This window comes from Flavobacterium sp. 83, assembly GCF_000744835.1.
In the GTDB taxonomy this organism is placed as follows: Bacteria; Bacteroidota; Bacteroidia; order Flavobacteriales; family Flavobacteriaceae; genus Flavobacterium.
In genome coordinates, this window is record NZ_JQMS01000001.1 from 2,171,724 (window position 1) to 2,196,128 (window position 24,405).

Annotated in this window: 25 protein-coding genes; 7 read left to right on the top strand and 18 right to left on the bottom strand. The window is 33.3% G+C overall.

Annotated features, from left to right (window positions below):
- Window positions 1-38 precede the first annotated feature (38 nt).
- Window positions 39-701 (bottom strand): ABC transporter ATP-binding protein, encoded by a 663-nt coding sequence (locus T410_RS09540; protein WP_035670980.1) that lies wholly within the window; start codon window positions 699-701, stop codon window positions 39-41.
- 195 nt (window positions 702-896) lie between these two features.
- Between T410_RS09540 and msrA the strand changes: the two genes are divergently transcribed.
- Together msrA and T410_RS09550 are read left to right on the top strand one after the other, a co-directional pair.
- A complete protein-coding gene (gene msrA, locus T410_RS09545) occupies window positions 897-1,439 on the top strand; it encodes a peptide-methionine (S)-S-oxide reductase MsrA (protein WP_035670982.1) in 543 nt (180 codons plus the stop codon).
- Window positions 1,440-1,489: 50 nt separating this feature from the next.
- The gene (locus tag T410_RS09550; protein WP_035670984.1) at window positions 1,490-1,786 is read left to right on the top strand and encodes a hypothetical protein; all 297 of its coding nucleotides are present in this window, start codon (window positions 1,490-1,492) and stop codon (window positions 1,784-1,786) included.
- 14 nt (window positions 1,787-1,800) lie between these two features.
- On the opposite strand, the gene T410_RS09555 is transcribed toward T410_RS09550, so the two are convergent.
- The 6 genes from T410_RS09555 to T410_RS09580 all read right to left on the bottom strand — a co-directional run bounded on the left by T410_RS09555 (window position 1,801) and on the right by T410_RS09580 (window position 6,706).
- Complete coding sequence (locus tag T410_RS09555; RefSeq protein WP_035670986.1) at window positions 1,801-2,103, bottom strand: DUF6787 family protein; 303 nt, start codon at window positions 2,101-2,103, stop codon at window positions 1,801-1,803.
- 32 nt (window positions 2,104-2,135) lie between these two features.
- Window positions 2,136-2,570, bottom strand: coding sequence for a DUF6146 family protein (locus T410_RS09560; protein WP_035670989.1), 435 nt, complete (start codon window positions 2,568-2,570; stop codon window positions 2,136-2,138).
- Window positions 2,571-2,684: 114 nt separating this feature from the next.
- The gene (locus tag T410_RS09565) at window positions 2,685-3,248 is read right to left on the bottom strand and encodes a DUF937 domain-containing protein (RefSeq protein WP_035670991.1); all 564 of its coding nucleotides are present in this window, start codon (window positions 3,246-3,248) and stop codon (window positions 2,685-2,687) included.
- 95 nt (window positions 3,249-3,343) lie between these two features.
- The gene (locus T410_RS09570; RefSeq protein ID WP_035670992.1) at window positions 3,344-4,294 is read right to left on the bottom strand and encodes a D-2-hydroxyacid dehydrogenase; all 951 of its coding nucleotides are present in this window, start codon (window positions 4,292-4,294) and stop codon (window positions 3,344-3,346) included.
- Between the two features lie 189 nt (window positions 4,295-4,483).
- Window positions 4,484-5,554: a 3-phosphoserine/phosphohydroxythreonine transaminase gene (gene serC, locus T410_RS09575; protein WP_035670995.1), complete on the bottom strand. Its 1,071-nt coding sequence runs from the start codon at window positions 5,552-5,554 to the stop codon at window positions 4,484-4,486.
- Between the two features lie 93 nt (window positions 5,555-5,647).
- Complete coding sequence (locus T410_RS09580; RefSeq protein WP_035670998.1) at window positions 5,648-6,706, bottom strand: acyl-CoA reductase; 1,059 nt, start codon at window positions 6,704-6,706, stop codon at window positions 5,648-5,650.
- 148 nt (window positions 6,707-6,854) lie between these two features.
- Here T410_RS09580 and T410_RS09585 point away from each other — a divergent pair, with 148 nt between their 5' ends.
- Complete coding sequence (locus T410_RS09585; RefSeq protein WP_035671001.1) at window positions 6,855-7,205, top strand: 4Fe-4S dicluster domain-containing protein; 351 nt, start codon at window positions 6,855-6,857, stop codon at window positions 7,203-7,205.
- 38 nt (window positions 7,206-7,243) lie between these two features.
- Here the strand turns inward: T410_RS09585 and T410_RS09590 are convergent, their stop codons facing one another.
- Together T410_RS09590 and T410_RS09595 are read right to left on the bottom strand one after the other, a co-directional pair.
- Window positions 7,244-7,987: a class I SAM-dependent methyltransferase gene (locus tag T410_RS09590; protein ID WP_035671004.1), complete on the bottom strand. Its 744-nt coding sequence runs from the start codon at window positions 7,985-7,987 to the stop codon at window positions 7,244-7,246.
- A gap of 92 nt (window positions 7,988-8,079) precedes the next feature.
- Complete coding sequence (locus T410_RS09595; RefSeq protein ID WP_035674328.1) at window positions 8,080-10,728, bottom strand: TonB-dependent receptor; 2,649 nt, start codon at window positions 10,726-10,728, stop codon at window positions 8,080-8,082.
- Between the two features lie 389 nt (window positions 10,729-11,117).
- Between T410_RS09595 and ychF the strand changes: the two genes are divergently transcribed.
- The 4 genes from ychF to T410_RS09615 all read left to right on the top strand — a co-directional run bounded on the left by ychF (window position 11,118) and on the right by T410_RS09615 (window position 17,718).
- Window positions 11,118-12,212, top strand: coding sequence for a redox-regulated ATPase YchF (gene ychF / locus T410_RS09600; protein WP_035671007.1), 1,095 nt, complete (start codon window positions 11,118-11,120; stop codon window positions 12,210-12,212).
- 174 nt (window positions 12,213-12,386) lie between these two features.
- Window positions 12,387-12,908, top strand: coding sequence for an NADPH-dependent FMN reductase (locus T410_RS09605; RefSeq protein ID WP_035671010.1), 522 nt, complete (start codon window positions 12,387-12,389; stop codon window positions 12,906-12,908).
- Between the two features lie 170 nt (window positions 12,909-13,078).
- Window positions 13,079-14,941: a DNA topoisomerase IV subunit B gene (locus tag T410_RS09610; protein ID WP_035671012.1), complete on the top strand. Its 1,863-nt coding sequence runs from the start codon at window positions 13,079-13,081 to the stop codon at window positions 14,939-14,941.
- A 47-nt stretch (window positions 14,942-14,988) separates the two neighbouring features.
- A complete protein-coding gene (locus T410_RS09615; RefSeq protein WP_035671014.1) occupies window positions 14,989-17,718 on the top strand; it encodes a DNA gyrase/topoisomerase IV subunit A in 2,730 nt (909 codons plus the stop codon).
- Between the two features lie 42 nt (window positions 17,719-17,760).
- Here T410_RS09615 and T410_RS09620 read toward each other — a convergent pair whose 3' ends face one another.
- The 9 genes from T410_RS09620 to murQ all read right to left on the bottom strand — a co-directional run bounded on the left by T410_RS09620 (window position 17,761) and on the right by murQ (window position 24,379).
- Entirely contained in the window at window positions 17,761-18,420 is a 660-nt protein-coding gene (locus T410_RS09620; RefSeq protein ID WP_035671016.1) for a PolC-type DNA polymerase III, read from the bottom strand.
- The gene (locus tag T410_RS09625; RefSeq protein ID WP_035671017.1) at window positions 18,420-20,339 is read right to left on the bottom strand and encodes a DUF294 nucleotidyltransferase-like domain-containing protein; all 1,920 of its coding nucleotides are present in this window, start codon (window positions 20,337-20,339) and stop codon (window positions 18,420-18,422) included. The genes T410_RS09620 and T410_RS09625 overlap by 1 nt, the downstream gene beginning before the upstream one ends.
- Before the next feature lie 161 nt (window positions 20,340-20,500).
- Window positions 20,501-21,271, bottom strand: a complete 771-nt coding sequence (locus T410_RS09630) for a TerC family protein (protein ID WP_035671018.1) — start codon at window positions 21,269-21,271, stop codon at window positions 20,501-20,503.
- A 36-nt stretch (window positions 21,272-21,307) separates the two neighbouring features.
- Window positions 21,308-21,685: a hypothetical protein gene (locus T410_RS09635; RefSeq protein WP_035671020.1), complete on the bottom strand. Its 378-nt coding sequence runs from the start codon at window positions 21,683-21,685 to the stop codon at window positions 21,308-21,310.
- A gap of 187 nt (window positions 21,686-21,872) precedes the next feature.
- A complete protein-coding gene (locus T410_RS09640) occupies window positions 21,873-22,451 on the bottom strand; it encodes a DUF1572 family protein (RefSeq protein WP_035671023.1) in 579 nt (192 codons plus the stop codon).
- Window positions 22,452-22,453: 2 nt separating this feature from the next.
- Complete coding sequence (locus T410_RS09645; RefSeq protein ID WP_035671026.1) at window positions 22,454-23,026, bottom strand: pentapeptide repeat-containing protein; 573 nt, start codon at window positions 23,024-23,026, stop codon at window positions 22,454-22,456.
- Window positions 23,026-23,247, bottom strand: a complete 222-nt coding sequence (locus tag T410_RS09650; protein WP_035671029.1) for a DUF6095 family protein — start codon at window positions 23,245-23,247, stop codon at window positions 23,026-23,028. The genes T410_RS09645 and T410_RS09650 overlap by 1 nt, the downstream gene beginning before the upstream one ends.
- Window positions 23,248-23,257: 10 nt before the next feature.
- Complete coding sequence (locus T410_RS09655) at window positions 23,258-23,560, bottom strand: Dabb family protein (RefSeq protein ID WP_035671031.1); 303 nt, start codon at window positions 23,558-23,560, stop codon at window positions 23,258-23,260.
- A 6-nt stretch (window positions 23,561-23,566) separates the two neighbouring features.
- Window positions 23,567-24,379: an N-acetylmuramic acid 6-phosphate etherase gene (gene murQ, locus T410_RS09660; protein ID WP_035671034.1), complete on the bottom strand. Its 813-nt coding sequence runs from the start codon at window positions 24,377-24,379 to the stop codon at window positions 23,567-23,569.
- Window positions 24,380-24,405: the final 26 nt, after the last annotated feature.

Below are 24,405 nucleotides of genomic sequence, written 5' to 3' on the forward strand. Positions count from 1 at the left end.
CTTAGTCTCCATGAACTTTAAACCTAAAACTTTTGTCTTTAATTACTAATTAATCCATCAACCATTACTAATTTTCTATCGGCCATATTGGCAAGGTCTTCATTGTGAGTAACAATCACGAAAGTTTGTCCCAATTCATCACGCAATTTGAAAAATAATTGGTGTAGGTTTTCAGCAGATGCAGTATCGAGATTTCCTGATGGTTCATCAGCAAAAATTATTGCGGGTTTGTTGATTAAGGCCCTTGCGACAGCCACACGTTGTTGTTCACCGCCCGAAAGTTCATTGGGTTTGTGGTTCATACGATGGGACAGACCAAGGTAGGTTAGGAGTTTTTCGGCTTCTATTTCTGTTTCTACTTTGGATTTATTGGCAATAAAAGCGGGAATACAAACATTTTCTAACGCCGTAAATTCAGGTAATAATTGATGAAATTGGAATATGAAACCTAAATTTATATTTCTGAATTTGGACAGATTTTTGTCGTTCATAGTCAGAATATCTTCATCATTAATTCGTAATTCGATTCCGCTTTCAATGGTTGGTTTGTCTAAAGTTCCAAGAATCTGTAAAAGAGTTGTTTTTCCTGCACCCGAAGCACCCACGATAGAGACAATCTCCCCTTTTTGAATGTGTAAATCGACTCCTTTCAACACATGTAGTTGATCGTAATATTTATGTAGATTTTTGACTTTTATCATTTTGAAACTATTTTCACAAAGAAACAAAGATTTTAATGATTATTAAATGGTTCACAATATATTTTCCTTTCACAAATTATAAACTTTAGTTAATATGGATTAATCAATTCCTAATATTAGATTAAATTTGGGTTTAGATAATTGGTTGTAATAATCAAAATTTAGATTTTTTGTTAACGAATAAAATATAGGTAAATGGAACAAGGAATGGAAGTTGCCACTTTTGCCGGTGGGTGTTTTTGGTGTACTGAAGCAGTTTTTTTAGAATTGAATGGAGTGAAAGCAGTGGTTTCAGGTTATATAGGCGGACAAACAATTAATCCTACTTACGCAGCCATTTGTAATGGCGATACTGGTCACGCTGAGGCGATTCAAATTACTTTTGATCCTAATAAAATAAGTTATGGTGAATTGTTAGAAATATTTTTTGCAACACATGATCCTACTACTTTGAACCGTCAGGGTAACGATATTGGTACGCAATATCGTAGTGAAATATTTTATAATAATGAAAATCAGAAAGATTTAGCCGAAGCGTATATTCACTTAATGACTAAAGAAAGTACTTTTGGAGAGCCAATTGTTACCGCAGTTTCATCGGCTACAGTATTCTATGAAGCAGAGGATTACCATAAGAATTATTACAATGAGAATAAATTACAAGGGTATTGCAGTTATGTAATTACACCAAAAATCGACAAATTAAAGAAAATATTTAAAGACAAACTCAAGCATTAATTGGCATTAGATTTGTATGTTTTTATAATAAACAATTCTAAAAAATAATTATGGAAAAAGTACAAGCTATAGAAACTGATAATAAAAGTAGAAATCTTTTTCTGGGTTTATTATTTGACGGAATTGGGATGTTATCGTTTACCGTTCCTTTCGTTGGAGAATTTTCTGATGTGGTTTGGGCACCAATTGCTGGCTATTTGATAACAACGATGTATAAAGGAAGTGTTGGTAAAGTAGGTGGAGTGGTTACTTTTTTAGAAGAAATATTACCGTTTTCAGATATAATTCCCACTTTTACCTTGACATGGATTTATAATTATTATATAAAAAACAAAAACGCTTCTTAACGGAGGTGTTTTTTTTATTCTTTAAAAAGAAATCTTAATCCCATTCGTTTTAGCATCTTCTTTTCGAATGCCCAAAAGAATTTGAATTGTCCGAAAATAAATCCTATTAAGACTAAAAGTACTTGATATATTGGGAATATTAATAATAATCGGACGGGTGTAAACCAATGACCTAAGTCTGATTTTGTAATTCCCAACCAAAAACAAAAAGGTTTTGATAACCAAGCCGATGCAGAACCCGTGATTGCAAAAACAATAAATATAATTGTAAGTTGGAAATTGGTTTCAATTCCCCAACGTTTTTTTAAATCGCTCATCTTTATTTATAATGATTACAAATATAGTGACATTATCTTGGAGGAACTACACCAAATAATTTTTGTTTGTAGGTATTTTGAAAATAAATAAAGTAATTATAAATTAGATAATTTACTTCGTATCCATAATTAATATTTGAATCATAACTAATTTGCATTTCGTATAGATTAGGATCGTAGAGCTGTGGTTGTAAAACGCGGCTGTTCCATTCGCTTATGTATAATTGATTTTTGCTTTCTAAATAGCTTTGAGAATAATAGTCTCTGGGGTAGGCTCTTGAATTAAGCCAAGTGCTAAAACCGGGGTCAATTATTACTACTTCGTATTTAAGTTCATCATTGGCAATTCTTACGGTGTCACTTTGCGTCGGGATTGTTTTATCAGTTTTAGAAAAAGAAGGTTTAGGAGTTTTACAACTAAAAAGAGAAACCAAAATAATTGCTAATATATAAATACTATTTTTCATGATAAAAAATATGAATATTAAAGTTACAAAAATAAAAGGTTAGTTATCAGTGTTTTAATAAAAAAAAATCAACTACTAAGAGTAAATGATTTTATATAAATAGTTCTATTTCTATTATTTTCCAAAGAGCTTACCAAGTATGCTTCCTAGTCCGCCACCTTTTTGGGTTACTGCTGACATAGCATCACTTATATCTACTTTACCGTCTGCATTTTGGTCTAAGCCAAATTGACCACCATATTTTGTAATAGCATCCATAATCCCAGCATTTTGTCCGCTATTACCAGAAATAGCTTCAATAATATCAGAAATTTGAAAACTGGAATCATTTGGATTTTTGGCTTTATTGACTAACGAACCTAAAATTTGAGGAATTAAGCTTCCCGCTACACTAGAGGCAGTTTCATTATTTATACCAAATTTTTCTCCCAGACTTCCAGTAAGTTGCTCTGTTAATTTTTGAACCACAGGATTTGAACTGTCTTGCGCGTTGTTTCCTTGAAATAAACCTGCAAGCTGGTCAGCTCCACCTTCTGAAACTATTTTTTGTAATCCGGAAAAAATAGAACTGCTGGCTTCAGTCATTACAGCTTCATTATGCTCGTTTGGAATAGCGTTATTTTTAACAACGGATTCGACACCAAACTGTTGTGCTAATTGTGTTAATTGTTCAAACATGTCATTTGATTTAGATTAGAAATCAAATTTAATAAAAAAAAGGATTCATTAAACACCAGTTAATGAATCCCTTTTTACTATTTAATACAAAATTACTAGCCTAATATACTGATAATTTGTGAAGCTAATTCAGTACCAATTCTATCTTGTGCTTCTCCTGTTGCAGCTCCAATATGAGGAGTCATTGAGATTTTATGATTCATCAAAATAGTCATTTCTGGAGTTGGTTCGTTTTCAAAAACATCTAATCCAGCAAACAATACTTTTCCGCTGTCTAATGCTTTTACTAATGCAACTTCATCAATAACACCTCCACGAGCACAGTTTACAATACCTACTCCGTCTTTCATTATTGCTAATGCTGCCTCATTAATGATGTAGCCATCTTGAGCAGGAACGTGTAATGTTATGAAATCAGCTTCTTTGAATAAAGATTCCAATGATTGAGAAACGATAGTTGTTGTGATTGATTGACCGTCAAAAAATTCAACTTTTACATCAACTTGTGGGATAAACATATCAGCAGCAATCACTTTCATGCCTAAACCTAATGCCATTTTAGCAGTAGCTTGACCAATACGTCCAATTCCTACAACACCAAGAGTTTTTCCTCTTAATTCGATTCCGTTTGCATATGCTTTTTTCAAACCTTCAAAGTTTGTATCTCCTTCAAGAGGCATATTTCTGTTAGAATCATGTAAAAAACGTACACCAGAAAATAAATGTGCAAAAACTAATTCTGCAACTGATTCTGATGAAGAAGCTGGAGTATTGATTACGTGAATTCCTTTGCTTTTAGCATAGTCCACATCAATATTATCCATACCTACACCACCACGACCAATAATTTTTAATCCTGGGCAAGCGTCAATAATGTCTTTACGAACTTTGGTAGCACTACGCACCAAAACAACGCTTACATTGTTTTCATTTACAAAATTAGCCACTTGTTCTTGCGCTACTTTTGTAGTTATAACTTCAAATCCACCTTTTTCTAAAGCTAGAATTCCACTTTTAGAAATTCCGTCATTGGCTAATACTTTCATTTTTTATGTCATTGCGAGGAATGAAGCAATCCTATCCTCATATTTAATTTATTATTTTATTTTTCTGGAGCTATTTCCCGCTTTCCATTGCAATCTTTTATGTTTTTAAAGAAAAAACATAAAAGGATTTACATTTCAATCGGGGCTAGGTATCCAGAATTCAATTGGTGTTTTTTGTAAAACTGAAAACTAAACTTTAGCTTCCAATGCTGCCATTACATCTACTAATACCTGAACGCTTTCTAACGGAAGCGCATTGTACATAGAAGCTCTGTAACCACCTACTGAACGGTGTCCTGGTAAACCAGATATTCCTGCCGCTTTCCACATTGCATCAAATGTTTCTGCATGAGCAGCATCATTCAATAAGAAAGTAGCATTCATGTTAGAACGATCTTCAACAGCTGCAGCTCCTTTGAATAATGGGTTTCTGTCAATTTCTCCATAAAGTAATGCTGCTTTAGCATTATTTATTTTTTCAATTGCAGCCACACCTCCAAGGTTTTTCAACCATTGCAAAGTTAATAAAGATGCGTAAACAGGGAAAACAGGTGGCGTATTATACATACTTTCTGCTTTGATATGTTTAGCGTAATCCAACATGCTTGGGATTATTCTGCCATTTTTACCTAAAATTTCCTCTTTCACAACAACCAAAGTAGTTCCTGCCGGACCCATATTTTTTTGAGCTCCTGCATAAATCAAATCAAATTTAGAAAAATCTAATTCTCTTGAAAATATATCAGAACTCATATCACATACAATTGGCATATCAAGTGACGGGAATTCCTTCATTTGTGTACCAAAAATAGTATTGTTACTTGTGCAGTGGAAATAATCAGCATCTGAAGGTACTGTGTATCCTTTTGGAATATGATTGTAATTTTCTTCTTTTGATGAAGCGACAATAACAGTATCACCAAAAAGTTTTGCTTCTTTTATAGCTGCTGATGCCCATGTTCCTGAATCAAGATAAGCAGATTTTCCACCTTCTTTCATCAAGTTATAAGGAGCCATAATAAATTCTAAACTAGCTCCGCCAGCAAGAAATAAAGCTTGATATCCTTTGCCTTCAAGGCCTAAAAGTTCAATAACAAGAGCTCTTGCTTCATCCATAACGGCAACGAAGTCTTTGCTTCTGTGCGAAATTTCTAAAATGGATAAACCAGAATTGTTGAAATTTAAAATAGCTTGAGCTGATTTTTCAAAAACTTCTTGTGGTAAAATACAAGGTCCTGCGCTGTAGTTGTGTTTTTTCATGGTGTAGTTTAAGTCCAAAAAATTAAAGTGCAAATTTCGGTAATAGGAGTTTAAAAAGCGTTAAATAATTCGAAAAAATTAAACAATTTTAGACTATATTGTTAACAAAAACGAAATAGTATCCACGTTATCTGCGTAATTCCATAATTTAGGTTTTTGGGTTTGTCCAAAATCAATGCTGTTTTCTATAATGTTATCACTTACAATACACTGAATTTGCTCACTTTCAGATTGTAATCGTATTTGTAAATCAGTGATATCATCGTAAAATTCATAAAACACACTAGAAATTGGGGAGGCATGACTTTTATCTTCTTTTATGGTCAAGAATCCATTATCCAATAATTTAAAATTACTCATCAGGAAAACGGCTTTATTGTAATCATAATTGTTAGCGTATTTTTCGTAATGGATAACGTCTTGATACTCAAATATAGCTTCAAAAAAACCATCAAAAATATATCCTTTTGGGACAAAAATTTTAGAAACATTACGACAACCTAAGCCGAAATATCGGAATATATCTTCACCTAAAGCGCTTAATTGTTCTTTAGTTTCATTTCCATTCAAAACAGCAATTGAATTCCTACTTTTTCGTATTATGGAAGGTTTGTCTTTAAAGTAATATTCAAAATAACGGGCTGTATTATTGCTTCCAGTTGCTATTACGGCATCAAAATTTTCTAATTTACCTTCTACAAAAGTGATTTTATTAGCCAGATCAGAGTCAACGGCTATAATATATTTAGCTAAAAAAGGCAATAAATGTTGGTCATTCGAGGATGTTTTTACTAGTACATTATGTCCTGTTATTAATACCGACAAAAAATCATGAAACCCAACCAGCGGTATATTTCCGGCAAGAATTAATGCAATGTTTTTAGGTGTGTTTATTTGAAAATCATAGGTAGAAAGCCATTGATTTAAATTTTCTTCTGTTAGTGCTTCAGCCCAAGATTGAATAGAAAAATAAACTTGTTCAGGCGTATACCATCCATTATGAGATTGTGATAATTTTATCAACGCGATAAAATCATCAAAAAATACATCGTTATGTAAAACAGTTGAATTCTTAGAAGTATTATTTTCTGAAAATTGACTTAAAAACTTTCCTAATTCGATAAAACTTCGTTTTTTTTCGTTTTGTAACATAAGTAACTTGGATATGAATAGTTTTGATTGTAATTTTGCACAAAAATAAGCATAATAAAGTCGAAAGTCAAAAAGTTGTCAAATCAAAAGATTTTGATATATTTTAAGCTTTAGGACTTTACACTTTCAAACCTTAAGACTATTAAATATGGCAATTATAATAACAGATGAATGTATCAATTGTGGTGCTTGCGAACCAGAATGTCCAAATACAGCAATATATGAAGGAGCTGATGATTGGAGATATAAAGATGGAACAAAACTTAAAGGGAAAGTGATTTTACCTGATGGTACAGAAGTTGATTCTGATGAAGCGCAAACTCCTATTTCTGATGAAGTGTATTACATCGTTCCAGGAAAGTGTACCGAGTGTAAAGGTTTTCATGACGAACCACAATGTGCTGCGGTATGTCCTGTAGATTGTTGTATTCCTGATGATAATCACGTTGAGACCGAAGAAACATTACTAAATAGACAATCTTTTTTGCATAACGAATAGTTTGCAAATTCTTATAAAAAAAATCCTGAGTTAGTGTCTCAGGATTTTTTTTTGGCAACAATTACATAAGTATCATAAGCATATGTTTTTCTGTCGATTGTTTTAATGATTTCAAAATTATTTAAATATAAAAATAATTGTATTTCATTTAAGGTAAATACTCGTAATGTAGAAAAATCGTCGGCAATTATTTCTTTGTCATTATTTCTTAAGGTGTAATATTGTGCAGTCCACTCTAACATGAAATTATCTGAAAGAGTTGTTTTCCAGTTGCTGTTTCTATAATACAGTATTCCATCATATTCCGCTTTGTGAATTATAACTTGATTTTCTTTTACAAACGGAATAAACCTATTGGCGTCTATAAAATCAAAAATAACAATTCCATCTTGATTGAGGTTTTTATGAATAGAATCAAAAGTACTGTTTACATCGTCATTTGTTATTAAATAGCTAGTGGAACGACCTGTAATCAGTATTGAATCGACTGGTTTTTCCAATTCGAATTGCCTCATGTCTCCATGAATGAAAGTACAGCTCTTATTTCTTTCTTTGGCAATTGTAATCATGCTATGGCTATAATCCATGCCAATATATTCTTGATTGTTTTGCTGAAATCTTTTAGCAAGATTACCGGTGCCACTGCCAAGTTCCATTATGGATGTGCAGTTATTTTCTTTAATTAAATGGTTGTAGAATTGGTATTCTTCATCATAATCAATGAAGGTTTGGTACATGGCATCAAAAATTGCGGCCATTTTTCCGTCATAAAGATTTGTCATGATAGTTATATAAAGTACTAAATTTATGAAAAATAAACCAAATAAAAAAAGGGCTATCTCTCGACAGCCCTTTTAAATTATTCAAAATCAAATTAGAATTTATAGTTCAAAGATAAATTGAACATAGTTCCTAATTGACTAAAGTGTGATCCATCATAAGTAGTATTTGCATAACGACCGTTGAAAGTAATCAAATTGAATTGATTTTTAACTTGTGCAGGATCATTTAAAAGTGTTGTTCCAGCAGCATTTTCAGCTACGAATTTCCATTCTGGTAAAATATTTAATAAATTATTTACATTCAGAGCTAAAGTCAATTTGTCTGTAGCAGAGAAATTAATTCCTAAATCAGTAACGATTTTTGGAATAAACTCTGTTTTTAAATTAGCATTTAAACCATCTTGATTAAATGTAGTTTTTCCAAAATAAGTGTTGTTAAGTGAGAAATCAAATTTTCCTATTTTGTAATTAGCTCCTAAAATCCATTTAGTGTCGGGTCTAGAAGTAAACATTAATGATTCTAGTGTTTGTCCAAAATTACCGCTTTTTACAGGAGAGATTCTTTCATTTTGAAAAGTAACGTTTCCTGATAAATTGAATCCTAATTTTCCTGTTCCTAACATGATGTTACTGTAGTTAGCAACCACATCTAAACCGGATGTTCTTGAGTCAAATGAATTTTCAAACCAGGCAACTGTACCAAATTGAGTTTCTACTTTATCTCCTAAAACAATTCTGTCCTCAACTTTAATGTTGTAATAATCGATTGTGAAATTAAAGTTTTTACTTGGTTTTGCTCCAATTCCTACAGTAATATTAGTTGATTTTTCAGCATCTAATGGTTTGATTCCCAATTGACGAGCTTGTGGAGAAACATTGTTTATAATACCACTTACTTGAATTCCTTGTCCAGGTACAAATGAGTATTGTGATTTTTGAGTATAAATCTGGTGCAATGTTGGTGCTCTGAATCCTGTTGAAAGAGAACCTCTTATTGTAATTTTGTCATCAGCAAATTTATATCTTGAACTTAATTTCCAAACTGTAGCTCCTCCAAAATCGCTATAATCCTCGTAACGTACAGTTCCGTTTACTAAGAAATCTTTAGTAACATCATATGCAACATCAAAATAAGCACCTAAATTATAACGGTTCCATTTTCCTGAATTTTCAGGTCTGTTACCAGCAAATGAATCTGCTCCAATTCCATCCCAAGAAGCTTTGTCTCCTTCAGTAACTTCAAAAGTTTCTGTTCTAATCTCTGAACCAAAACCAATACTTACTTTCTCTGATAATACTTTAGAGATATCTAAGTTACCTACAATATGGTTGAAAGAAGTTCCTCCTGGTTTAAATGCGATTGGGCTGTTTTCTAAGTAAACGTTATTTCCATCAGCATCTTGAATACCAGATCTGTTGAAAGAGTTCTCAACGGTATAAGTTTGTGTATTTCCACCTACAGTGATACTTGCATCCGTATTCCAATCATTTTTTGTTGATTTGTATCCTAATGTACCATTGTAATCATTTAAATCTCCAGTAAATGTAGGTACATAACCTAAATAAGAGGTTGGTGTTCCATTTCCAAAGAAATCTTTTAAGAAAGGATAATCAGATAATGTTCTCCAGTAAGGGGTTCTGTAGTTAGCAAATGAGTTTACTTTTTTGTAAACATAAGCTGCGTTGTAATAGATTTGAGAAGTTTCGCTTAATTCGCTTCCACCATTAACTAAGAATTTAGCGGCAGCAGTTTCAGGAGAGCCATTTATGTTTCCTGCATCTGGTTTTTTTGCAAGAAAAGCTTGAACATCTGAAAGAGAAGCTCCAAAATCTCCTGCATCTCCTGCAGCATCAACTTTGCCTGGTCTGTTAGATAAATTAACTTTTGAGAAATCTACAGTATAGTTTACAAATCCTTTGTCTCCTACAGTAGAACCGTTGTTTAAACTTACACCTATCATTTCTCCATCACCTTCAGAAGTAATTCCGCTTCTTACAGTAACAGATCCACCGTTAGTATTCTTTTTTAAGATAATATTCATTACCCCTGCAATCGCATCAGAACCGTATTGTGCAGATGCACCATCACGAAGGATTTCAACTCTTTCGATTGCGTCTGTAGGTATTGCAGAAATATCTGCTCCTGTTTCACCACGTCCTGGAGACGTTTGTACATATAGTAAAGAACTTAAGTTTTTACGTTTCCCGTTGATAAGGATTAAAGTTCTGCTTGGTCCCATATTTCTAATTTCATAAGGATCAAGTAATGAAGTTGCATCGTTAACAGGTGTTTGAACTGTGTTAAACGACGGGATTTTGTATTGTAAGGCTTTGTCAAAAGTTGCTTGCCCTGTTGAAGTCAAATCTTTTGAAGACAACACATCAATGGGAAGTGCTGTTGTTGTGTTACTTCTGGGAGCAGTTCTTGTTCCTGTAACTACAACTTCTTGAAGATTTTGTCCGCCTTCTTCAGCTAATACTACGTTTATTGTAGCGCTTGTAGCTGCTTTTTCTACTTTATTGAAACCTACATAGCTAAAAACTAAAGTAGCCCCTTCTTTAACTTTAATTTTGTAAGCTCCGTCGATATCAGTTGAGACACCGTTGTTAGTTCCTTTTTCGATAATGTTAACACCTGGTAATGCAGCACCGGCATTGTCTTTTACGACACCAGAGATTTCTTTTTGTGCAAAAAGAATCGTGACGTTCAGTAGGAATAATAATAATGCAAATTTTTTCATAAATTGTTGTTTTTGGTTTTTGTTTGGTTTGAAATCGGTTGCAATATAATTTTTTTTTAACAAAATATTAGTATGTCGTTCAGAATTTTATAAAATTGTGCTAATTATTTAAAATTTGGTAGTAAAATTATTCATGAAATAATTTATTTGATTTTAAATATGAAATTCTATTTGTTTAAATGCTTTGGTTGACAATTAATGTTCTGATTATATCACCTTACATTTATTAAAATATTATATTTGCAAACTTTTAAAGTAAAGACCAGAAAAATGACGGAATTCCGTTATAAGAAAATAAAAAACAGACCTAAATTTTCGTGTTTTATAAGTATATAAAATAGTAAGATTGATGATGTCATGTTATAGTAAAAATAAAATATTATCTACATATGAAAGCAGGAATTGTAGGATTACCTAATGTTGGAAAATCAACATTATTCAATTGTTTATCTAATGCAAAAGCACAAAGTGCTAACTTTCCTTTTTGTACTATTGAACCGAATATAGGGGTTGTAAATGTACCAGATCCAAGAATTGAAAAATTGGAAGAATTGGTAAAACCAGAACGCGTACAAATGGCAACTGTTGATATCGTTGATATTGCAGGATTAGTAAAAGGGGCTAGTAAAGGGGAAGGATTAGGAAATCAATTTCTTGGAAATATAAGAGAATGTAATGCCATTATTCATGTTTTACGTTGTTTTGACAATGATAATATTGTTCACGTTGACGGGAATGTAAATCCAATACGTGATAAAGAAACGATTGATATCGAATTGCAGTTGAAAGATTTAGAAAACGTTGAAAAACGTTTGGAAAAAGTAAATCGTGCTGCTAAAACAGGAAATAAAGAAGCACAAACCGAAAAAGCGCTTTTAGACAGAATTAGAGAAACTTTGCTTCAAGCAAAATCTGCCAGAACTGTAACTCCACAAAACAATGATGAAGAAGTCTTAATGGAAGGTTTTCAATTGATTACTGCAAAACCAGTTTTATATGTTTGTAATGTAGATGAAAATTCAGCAGTTAGCGGAAATAAATATGTAGATCAGGTTCGGGAATTAGTTAAAGATGAAGATGCAGAGGTAATTATTCTTTCTGTAGGTGCGGAAGCTGATATTACTGAATTAGAAAGCTATGAAGAGCGTCAGGTTTTCCTAGAAGATATGGGATTGACTGAGCCTGGAGCTTCGGTATTGATTCGTGCGGCATATAAATTATTGAAACAACAAACGTATTTTACTGCGGGAGTGAAAGAAGTTCGTGCCTGGACTATAAATATTGGTTCAACCGCTCCACAAGCAGCAGGAGTGATTCATACTGATTTCGAAAAAGGATTTATACGTGCCGAAGTTATTGCTTATGAAGATTTCGTTCAATACGGATCAGAGGCTAAGTGTAAAGAAGCAGGGAAATTCAAAGTAGAAGGAAAAGAATATATCGTTAAAGATGGTGATGTGATGCATTTCCGTTTTAATGTCTAAGTAAAAGTCTTAATTCAAATTCATAAAGTCGAAAGTTACTATAGCTTTCGACTTTTTTTATGAACCTAATCCAGTTTTCCGTTTTAATCTGGGGTAAATTCGATTTCGGTAAATCTGAGGTTAATTATTTTGTCACTATTTTATTTTTAGTACTTTTAGTAAAAATAAAGTATCATGAAAATAATCGCTTTTGGCGGTAGCCCCAGCAAAAACTCAATTAATAAAAAATTAGCAACTTACGCAGCAAATCTTTTTGAAAATTCCCAAGTAGAAGTGTTGGATTTAAATGATTTTCAAATGCCAATATTTACCGTAGATATCGAAAAAGAAATCGGTCAGCACGCACTTGCCAAAGCATTCTTGGCTAAAATTGCCACTGCTGATATTTTGGTAGTTTCCCTTGCTGAAAATAATGCAAATTATTCAGCAGCTTTCAAAAATGTATTTGATTGGTGTTCCAGGATTACTGGAGAAGTTTTTCAGAAGAAACCAATGCTGCTTATGGCTACTTCACCAGGTGGCAGAGGTGGGGCGTCAGTATTAGAAATTGCAAAAAATGCCTTTCCTCGTTATGGTGCAGTTATAAAAGCAACATTTTCCTTGCCTAGCTTTGATGCTAATTTTGATGTAGAAAAAGGGGAAATTTCAAATCCCGAATTAGATACACAACTTAGGGAGATTATAAAAGGAATTTAAATTACAATTTTAAAAATCAATTTCAATATTTAGAAGCCAATCTGAAATCAAAAATCTGCAATCTAAATTCTAAAATCCGGTGTCAATATCATTCTTAATAACTTTGATGGCTTCCTATTTTAAATTTTATCGAATTACACTACATTAGCACAAAATCCACAAAATTTACAATGTCCGATCAAAATCAATATACCGAAGATAATATTCGGTCGCTCGACTGGAAAGAGCATATTCGCATGCGTCCCGGAATGTATATTGGGAAACTAGGCGATGGTTCCTCTCCAGATGATGGTATTTACATTCTTCTAAAAGAAGTACTCGATAACTGTATCGATGAATTCGTCATGGGGGCTGGTAAGACAATTGAGGTGACTATTAAAGATAAAACGGTTACTGTAAGGGATTATGGTCGTGGAATTCCATTAGGAAAAGTGATTGATGTAGTTTCCAAAATGAATACCGGGGGAAAATATGATTCTTTGGCATTTAAGAAATCCGTTGGTTTAAATGGAGTAGGGACAAAAGCTGTTAATGCTTTGTCAAATTACTTCCGTGTAGAATCCGTTCGAGACGAAAAACAAAAAGCTGCCGAATTTTCTGCTGGAAATCTAGTTCTTGAAGAAGACATTATAGATACAACCAAACGAAAAGGAACTAAGGTTAGTTTTATTCCAGATGAAGCGATTTTTAAAAATTACAAATTCAGATACGAATATGTAATTAAAATGCTTAAAAACTATTGTTACTTAAACAATGGCTTGACCATTTTATTCAATGGCGAAAAATATTTTTCTGAAAATGGTCTGAAAGATTTATTGGAAGAAACCATTCATGCCGATGATTTGGAATATCCAATTATTCACCTAAAAGGGGAGGATATTGAGATTGCTTTAACGCATAGTAAAACACAATATAGTGAAGAATACCATTCTTTCGTGAATGGACAAAATACCACACAAGGAGGAACGCATTTAGCAGCGTATCGGGAAGCAATTGTAAAAACCATTAGAGAGTTTTATAATAAAAGTTTCGAAGCTTCAGATGTGCGAAAATCTATTGTAAGTGCGGTAAGCATCAAGGTTATGGAGCCCGTTTTTGAGTCGCAAACCAAAACTAAATTAGGTTCGACTGATATGGGTTCAGAACCAGGAATGCAATCTGTTCGTACTTTTGTAAATGATTTTGTGAAAACGAAGTTAGATAATTATTTACACAAAAATACAGCAACTGCGGATGCATTATTGCGTAAAATTCTTCAAGCCGAAAGAGAGCGAAAAGAATTATCAGGTATTAGGAAATTAGCGACTGATCGTGCCAAAAAAGCAAATCTTCATAATAAAAAATTAAGGGATTGTAGAGCCCATCTTACAGATACCAAGAATCCTAAAAGTCTGGAAAGTACCCTTTTTATCACTGAGGGAGATTCGGCTTCCGGATCGATTACCAAATCGCGTGATGTGAACACTCAAGCAGTTTTTAGTTTGCGTGGAAAGCCACTGAATTCCTATGGAATGAGCAAGAAAATTGTTTATGAAAATGAAGAATTCAATTTGTTACAAGCAGCACTTGATATTGAGGATGGTCTAGAAAAATTGCGGTATAACAACATTGTAATTGCAACGGATGCCGATGTCGATGGAATGCACATTAGGTTATTGTTAATTTCTTTTTTCTTGCAGTTTTTCCCTGAATTAATAAAAGAAGGGCATTTGTATATTTTACAAACTCCACTTTTTAGAATCCGAAACAAGAAAGAAACTATTTACTGCTATTCTGAAGAAGAGCGAAAAGAGGCAATGGAAAAATTAAAACCAAAACCAGAAATCACTCGATTTAAGGGATTGGGAGAAATCTCTCCGGATGAGTTTAAAAATTTTATTGGAGAAACCATTCGTCTTGACCCAATTATGATGGATAAAAACACTTCGATTGAGCAATTATTGTCCTTCTATATGGGGAAAAATACACCAGACAGACAGGAATTTATCATCAAAAATTTGAAGGTAGAATTAGATGTTTTGGAAAAGGAGTAGTATAAATATTTAAAGAAATTATTCCAATATTACTATAGGATAAATAAATGAAAGACGAAGAAGACGATAACATAATTCCAGCAAACGAAGAAAATAATTCGGAGGATCATTCTATTGATGAAAATCAAGAAGAAAATGATTCGGATGAGATTATTAATGTAGATAAAAAATCTTTTGAAGGACAGCATTTTTACGAAAATCAAGAAGATGAAAATGATACTATTACCAAGGTTACAGGAATGTACAAGGAATGGTTTTTGGATTATGCTTCTTATGTGATTTTGGAGCGTGCCGTTCCTGCTATCGAGGATGGTTTTAAACCGGTGCAACGTCGTATCATGCATTCTTTGAAGGAATTAGATGATGGTCGTTATAATAAAGTAGCTAATGTAGTAGGGCACACCATGCAGTATCACCCACACGGAGATCAGAGTATTGGTGATGCAATGGTGCAAATAGGACAAAAAGAATTATTGATTGATTGTCAAGGAAACTGGGGAAATATCCTAACGGGAGATGGTGCTGCGGCTTCTCGTTATATTGAAGCACGTTTGTCTAAATTTGCCTTAGAAGTTTTGTATTCTCCAAAGATTACGGATTGGGGCGTTTCTTACGATGGTCGTCGTGCAGAGCCTAATAATCTGCCTGTAAAATTCCCATTATTATTGGCTTCTGGCGCAGAGGGAATCGCTGTGGGGCTTTCGACTAAAGTCTTACCTCATAATTTTAATGAACTAATTGATTCGTCAATTAAAATTTTAAAAGGAAAACCATTTACCTTATATCCTGATTTCTTGACACAAGGTATTGCTGATGTGTCCAATTATAATGATGGATTACGCGGTGGACGTGTTCGTGTACGTGCCAAAATTGCACAGTTAGACAAAAATACCTTAGTAATTTCGCAAATTCCGTTTTCGACTAATACGACGACTTTGATTGACAGTATTTTGAAAGCGAATGATAAAGGGAAAATCAAAATCAAGAAAATTGAGGATAATACCGCTGCTGAGGTAGAGATATTAATTCACCTTTTTCCAGGTGTTTCACCAGATAAAACAATTGATGCATTGTTTGCTTTCACGGCTTGTGAAACTTCGGTAGCTCCATTAGGCTGTGTGATTGAGGATAACAAACCATTGTTTATTGGTGTTTCGGATATGTTGAGAATTTCAACAAATAGAACCGTTCAGCTCTTAAAAAGCGAACTCGAAATCCAGTTGGGTGAATTGGAGGAACAATGGCATTTTCTTTCTTTGGAACGTATTTTTATCGAAAATAAAATCTATCGTGACATTGAAGAAATGACGACTCGAGAAACGGTAATTAAAGCCGTTGATGATGGTTTGAAACCACATACAAAACACTTAAAAAGAGCGGTTACCGAAGAAGATATTCTGCGTTTATTGGATATTCGAATCATGCGCATTTCTAAATTTGACAGCAATAAAGCGCAGGACAAAATTGAAGCGCTTGAAGGTGATATTGAACAGGTAAAACACAATTTAGAACATCTGATAGATTTTGCAATTGCCTATTTTACTAAGTTAAAAGAGAAATACGGTAAAGGACGGGAACGCCAAACTGAACTACGTATTTTTGATGATATCGAAGCTACCAAAGTAGTTTTGAGAAACACAAAATTATACGTCAATAAAGAAGAGGGATTTGTAGGTACAAGCTTGAAAAAAGACGAATACGTTACGGATTGTTCTGATATTGATGACGTAATTGTTTTTCTGCGAGATGGTAAAATGATGATTACCAAAGTTGATGCTAAAACGTTTGTGGGTAAAGATATTATTCACATTGCAATTTTTGACAAAAGTGATAAGCGTACGATTTACAATATGATTTACCGTGATGGAAAATCAGGTCCTTCTTATATTAAACGATTCAATGTTTCTGGAGTTACTCGTGATAAAGCCTACGATTTAACCAATGAAACTGCAGGTTCTCAAGTAGTGTATTTCTCTTGTAATCCAAATGGGGAAGCTGAGGTGATTACCATATTATTACGTCAGGTTGGAAGTGTTAAAAAATTGAAATTCGATATAGATTTTGCCAGTTTAGCCATAAAAGGTCGTGCTTCTAAAGGGAATTTAGTAACTAAATATCCAATCAAGAAAATTGAACTGAAAGAAAAAGGGATTTCGACTTTATTGCCACGAAAAGTTTGGTTTGATGATACTGTCCAAAGACTAAATGTAGATGGTAGAGGTGAGTTGTTGGGCGAATTCAGACCAAGCGATAAGATTCTAATTATATCTCAATCTGGGAAATTAAAAGTAATTACGCCTGAATTATCTACGCATTTTGATGGAGATATGGTGGTTTTGGAAAAATGGATTCCCCAAAAACCAATTTCTGCGATCTACTATGATGGTGAAAAACAACGGTATTATATCAAACGTTTCTTGGTTGAAACCGAAAATAAAGAGGAAAGTTTTATCACGGAACATGCTAATTCACATCTCGAAATTGTATCTACTGATTATCGTCCTGTAGCGGAATTAGTTTTTACGAAAGTAAAAGGAGTACAAAAAGAAAATATGACGGTGGATATTGAATCTTTTATCGCTTTAAAAGGATTTAAAGCTTTAGGAAATCAATTAACCGCCGATAAGTTGAAACAAGTTAATCTATTAGAATCCTTGCCTTATGAAGTTCCTGTGGAAATTATTCCAGAAGAATTAGAAGTAAAAGGGCAAACGTATGCCAGAGGTGCTGATATTCAATTAGAAGATGATGGCCAAATTACTATGTCTTTAGAATAAAAAAAAAGCTTTCACTGCGGTGAAAGCTTTTTTATGAATTCATCATTTGAATAACTGTTGTAGCGTAAGTTTCTTTTTAGCTCTTAATTTATTTACAATTTTCAAAAAAGCAATAGCTGTAATGTAAGCATCTCCCATTGCTGTATGTCTGTCTTTTTTTGAAATATCAAATTTGTCTGCAAGCTCATCTAAACTATAACTGTCTTTACGCTCCAATAAATGTGAAACTAACAGCGTTTTTTTATACAGTACCGCCGTGTCTAAAGTCTTGTTAGTTAATTTTGGTAAACCATTTCTTTCCAATGCATTATTAATCATGGTTATGTCAAAAACAGTATGATGCGCAATTATTATAGAGTTTCCTAAAAATGCTAAAAACTGTTGTAAAGCCTGCAATTCATTGGGTCTGTCTAGGATAAATTCTTTCAAAATCCCATGAATTTTTGCGGTGGCTTTATCATAATGTTCCTGTTGGATAAAAATTTCAAAACTATCATGAATTGGAATTGTATTGTTTTGTAAAACGATTGCACCAATGCAAAGTATCCGATCATTGATATAATCAAATCCAGTGGTTTCTGTATCCAATACAACAAAACGCGTATCATCAATAGTGTTTGGTATTTCTTCATCAAACGATATTTCATATTTATTCCAAAATTTTAATAAAACAGCTTTACATTTTTCAAAGAAATTCATCATTATAATATGTTTGAAGCATTAAATCGGATGGTAATAAGTTCCTGAAGTTCCTTGATAGTTTTAAAAGTTCTCTTTAGCTTTATTTTTTCTAATTTGGATAGTGCTTCCAAGGCAATAAACTGACCGGAATCATGATGCAAAAGACCTTGTTTTGTCCTGAATTTCAATAATGCTTTGTACGAATAGGAGCAGGCTAAATACAACTCCCTGTTATGGGGTTCTAATTCTGCTAATTTTTCAAAACGTTCAGGAGTATTACTGATTGATTTTACAGAATGAGAGAGAATCAATACTCTTGCCGCATCGGTCAGTGGCATTAAAGCACGTCTTTTTATGTCAAAAAAGTCTTTGTGGGCGCCGTCCTGTTCGACAAGAAGTTGTCTGAAGAATCCAGTAGGAGAAGGACTTTGCAATGCACCACTTACTAAATGAATATAAAATACAGGATTGGCTTTTATGTTTTCAAAAATAAAATCGGACAGGTTATTTACGAGTTCCCTATCTCCATAAGAAAGACTATAATCAAAAAAGATAAAGGATAATAATACTTCATTTTTTCCTGGATTTGTAATCCAATGGTAAACTAGACTTTCCCATTCACCAAGGCTAAGGCACCATTTTGGATTGGAAGCCATCATTTCGGCAGGGCAATAATCATAGCCAATTTCAAAAAGTCCTTTATTGACATGAGTGGCTAATGCTAAAAAATAACTCTTAGTAGCTTCTTTTAATTCTTCTGGTACATCCTCATAGACTAAGGCATTATCTTGGTCAGTATGTAGCAACTGTTCACTTCTCCCTTGACTTCCTAATGCCAACCATGCAAATTTTACTGGTGGAGGCGTTTTCATTTTTTTTAGCGCTATTTCTATTACTTGCTTAATACAGACATCATTTAATTCGGTAATTATTTTAGAAGTCAGCGTCATAGGAATATTTTGGTCTAAATATCCTTGTAACAATTGCATAATACTGGCTCGTATGGGCTTTATTTGTTTGGCTTTTTTAGCTCTTTTTACTGCTTTTATCAACACTGCTGGATTATTGCCCAGTTCTACCATAAGATCATGTTTGGATAGGATTCCAATAGCTTTGGAATTTGCAGTACCATCTTTAGTAAGACATAAATGGCTGATGTTGCTTTTCATCATGGCCATTTGAGCTTGGGTAATGGTCATTTTCTTGGGATAAGTAATAACAGGAGAGGTCATTATCAGGTCGGCTGTTGTGGTAATAGGAAATTCTCCTGTTACAATTTTGTTTCTTAAATCCTTATCTGTAATAATACCAATGGGAAATTTATCTTCTATAACAAGAATGGCACCCACATTTTTTTTAGTCATGATTTGAGCAATCTCTTTTGCTGTAGTTGTAGAATAACAGGTTATAAGTTTTTTTGAATATTTTACAGGCTGAATGTCCAATAGATTTTTATCAAAATCTAAAGTTTCATTTCCTATAGTTTCACCATATAGTTTTCCGCTATAACTTTTGGAATAAGGAGTGCGCGTATTTGAGGCAAAGCTTTCTATTAAAAAATTACCTACAGCTCTGTTTTGTAATGCATAAGGTTTAAAAATGCTTATCGGAACGGCATAAAGGATACTTTCTTCATAGGTTCGTGCTTCCATTTGATAGTTTTCATTGGCAATGAGTGGCCTCAGCCCAAAAATATCTCCCTCATCACACCTATCCAAAATATCATTTTCCTGGCTATTTCGAAGGGTTACAGCTCCTTTATGAACTACATAAAAGCAATTGTGAGTTTCTTCATTTTCGGCAAATATTACACTATCCTTTTCTTTATAAACGATGGATATTTGTTCAGAAAGAGTTTCGATATCTTTTTGATGCAAAAAGTTAAAAGGAGGGAAATTTTTTAAAAAGTCTGCAACTCTATGGGAGATTGTATTTTTCATGACGCTTATTTGTAGCACCGAAGTTAATTTATAAAATAATATATAAAAATAAAAAAGATCAAATTTGAATCTTTTCTATGCTACAATTCCAGTACTTGGCATGATTTCAACATAAAAAAAGCCCTCAAAAGAGAGCTTTTGCATGAATATACAGTTGTAAGTTACTTGTTCTTCTTCATTTTCATATTTAATACTTCCACTAATAAAGAGAAAGTTATTGCAAAATACAAATAGCCTTTTGGCACCGGTGTAACGTGGTTTCCAAAGATTAAAGCATTAGATAAATGCGCACTTTCAGTAAGTAGCATCATTCCAATTAAAATCAAAAAAGATAATCCCAGAATTTGGATAGACGGGTGTTTGTTGACAAAATTCCCAACAGGAACGGCAAACTGCATCATAATTAAAACTGAAATAACCACCGCAGTAATCATGATATAAATAGCACCTTCAACACCATTAGTCATACCAACCGCTGTTAAAATACTATCAAAAGAAAACACTAAATCAATCATTATAATTTGCAAAAGAACATTTTGGAATGATTTTGTAGCTGCTTTGCTTAGCTCTTTTTCCTCATGTCCTTTTTCATCGACTTTCTCCCTGATTTCATTCGTACTTTTATAAATCAAAAACAATCCTCCTAATAAAAGAATAATACTTTGCCCCGTAATTCCAGCCGAAAACCAACTTAAATCAATGTGAAACCAAGGTTCTTTCATTTGAATCAATAAATTAATTCCAAATAAAAGTCCAATTCTCATGAACATGGCAAGAAACATTCCTACTTTGGTTGCTCTTTTTCGTTGCTCAACAGGTAGTTTTCCAGTAGCAATCGATATGAAAATAATATTGTCTATTCCTAACACAATTTCCAAAAAGGTCAATGTTAATAGGGCAATCCAAGCATCGGGATTTAAAAATACTTCCATTTTATTTAATTATGATTTGTAAGTTATAAGTTGAAATTAGTAGTCAGCAATCTTAGTGACAGTTCCTTTTTGTTTGGTGTCAACACCAACCATTCCAAACTCAAAGGTATAGGAATTTTTTGATGTTGTCAAAATTTTCATGTCAATAGCTTTTTCTTCAGCCATATTTTTAGGATGTAATTTCTGCAAAATATATTCACAATCATTCACCCAACGTATTGAAGCTGTATCTGTTTTTCCTTCAAATGTTTCAATTTCCAGACTGTCATTTCGCTCAAAAACCGTTGTTTTTTTTACGCCGTTGACTTCGTATTCAAATTTGAATTTTCCAGTTTTAAAATCCTTGCAATTGCGTTCCACATTGTAGCATGACATTAGTAGCAGGAATGGGAGGAGAAGTATTATTTTTTTCATTTCGTTAGCGAGCTTGGTTTTTTTTTTTTAGCCTAATCCAGCTGTTCATTGCAACTCCTCGGTTTAAAAGTTTTTTTCTAATGACAAAGAAGGAGCTTCCGTTGGTCGCTCTTTTTTGTCAAGAAAAAATTACTTTTAGCCCTGCGGGGTTTTCACTTCCATCTGGGGCAATGCGATTTGGTGTTAATTATTTCGATAATCGTTTTAATTCGGCATCTGTAAAATTCTTGATGCTTTTCTCATTTGCAAATTTCTCTGCATTGTAACTATTCGATTTGTTTTTAGGAATCGATAAGCTTTTCCAATCACTATTTTTTAATTGTTTGGCATAAAATACGATTTGTCCAACATGATACGGATAATGTGCCAGTTGTCTGTTGATAGCTTCCACAACGGTATGACCCTCATTTCTAATGTATATAATTTGTGAAAGTTGTTCTGGTTTCAATCCGTTTAAAGCATCAAATAAACAATTCCAACCTTTATTCCAAGCCATTAAAAGCGCTTCTTTTGATTCTAAATCATTTTCAAATTCGGTATCACGGTTGCGCCATTCTTTTTCTCCATCGCTAGTCAGGAACTCAGTCCATCGAGAAAGCATATTTCCCGAAAGATGTTTTGCAATCGTAGCAATACTATTGGTGTCTTCATTTATAGCCTGAAAAAGTTGGTCTGGTTCGAGTTGTTCCATCGCTTTTTCTCCCAGTATTTTATAATAGAAAAACTGTTTTTTAGCACTTTCAAGATAAGCAACATTTGTTTCCATAATTACACAATTTTAATATCGTATTTGTCCAGAAGTCCAATGATTCCTTGCGTAGAAAACTTGGCTTTTTTCATGGGATTGTATTCAGGATCAATTTTAAAATTAGTTGCTTTTGAAAAATCAGCCCCGCCTAGTTGCGTATTGTTAAAAATTGCACCGTCCAAATTACTATTGTCAAAAATGGAACTCGTAAGATTAGTTCCAACAAAACTTATATCTTTTAAGGAACAAGAATTGAATTTTGTCTTTGGCATTTTCTTATTCGCAAATGATGAATAATCCAAAACGCATTCCTGAAAATTAACATTAAATAGGAAATCGTCGCATTCTTCAAACTGAATACCCAGTAATTTGCAGTTTCTAAACTGTATTCCTTTTAAGCTTGTTCCAGATAATTTGGTCATTGCCAGATTACAATCAATAAACTCACAATCCATGAAGCTACTATAAGAGAAATCACTATTTGATAAATCACAGTTTTTAAAAATGCAATCTTCAAATTCTCGATTGTTTACTTTCTTATCAGTGTAAACGATTTTTTCAAATGTTTTTTGAACGTGAATTAGGTTTTCCATTAGTCGTTAAATAAGCTTTTCATAATTGTTTTTAATCCTAAATACATGAGCAACATGGAGATAAGGCAAGCAATAATTCCTATTGCTAAAACTAAATAATGCCATACATTTTGCTCATTCATAAACGCATTATAAATCAATGCGGGTCCTATAAATAGTAATGGCAAAGCACCTGCTAAATACTTAATTCCTTTGGATAATAGTTCTTTGTTAGTTGCCATAATTTAATAATTAAAATTCATAATCCACGCAATACCTCAAATCTCTAATTTCACCAATCCAATCAGCAACAACATTATGTATAGGATGATTTTGGTATGTTTCTAAAGTTTCAAACGAATTAAAGTAGGAGTGTAATACTGCGTCAAAGTTTGTATATTCACTTTCAATATTTAATCCTACCCGTATTTCAACTATTTCAGGAATGTCTTTTTTTAAACCTTCAAGTCTCTCTTTTAGAAGAATTGCATTTTCGGCTTTGCTCTTTCCTTGTGCAAAATCCTTTAATTTCCACATTACGATATGGTGAATCATCGTTATTTATTTTTTAAAATTATCAACAGCTTTTCTCACACTTCCGTGTTTTTTTAATAGCGCAGCACCTTCTTCATAGGTTACAGGAATTTCTCCCATAATCATTTTTACACCGCGATCTACGAGTTTGCTATTGCTTAGTTGCATGTCGACCATTTTGTTTCCTTTTACTTTCCCTAGTTGGATCATGGTGGCTGTAGTGAGCATGTTGAGTACTAATTTTTGTGCTGTACCGGCTTTCATACGTGAACTCCCGGTTACAAATTCCGGTCCTACAACTACATCTATAGGGAATTTTGCGGTTTGGGAAAGCGGACTTCCTGCATTGCATGAAATACTTCCTGTGGTAATATTATTTTCGTTACAAGTTTGTAATCCTCCAATAACATATGGAGTTGTTCCTGATGCAGCTATTCCAACAACAACATCATTTTCATTTACATCAAAGGCTTTCAAATCAATCCAGGCTTGTGTTGCGTTGTCTTCGGCATTTTCTACTGCTCTGCGAATGGCAGTGTCGCCACCGGCAATAATCCCAATTACTAAATCGAAAGGAACACCAAATGTAGGTGGACATTCCGATGCATCAACAATTCCTAATCGTCCTGATGTCCCTGCGCCAATGTAGAATAATCGTCCGCCCAATTTTATTTTGGCAACGATTTCAGTCACTAAATTTTCTATTTGCGGCAAAGCTTTTTCTACGGCTAGCGGTACGGTTTTGTCTTCCTTATTGATATTAGAAAGCAATTCTTGAACGGACATTTTTTCTAAATGTTCGTATTTTGAAGATTGTTCGGTGGTTTTTGTGAAAGTCATATATTTTTTTTTTGAAGGGACAATTC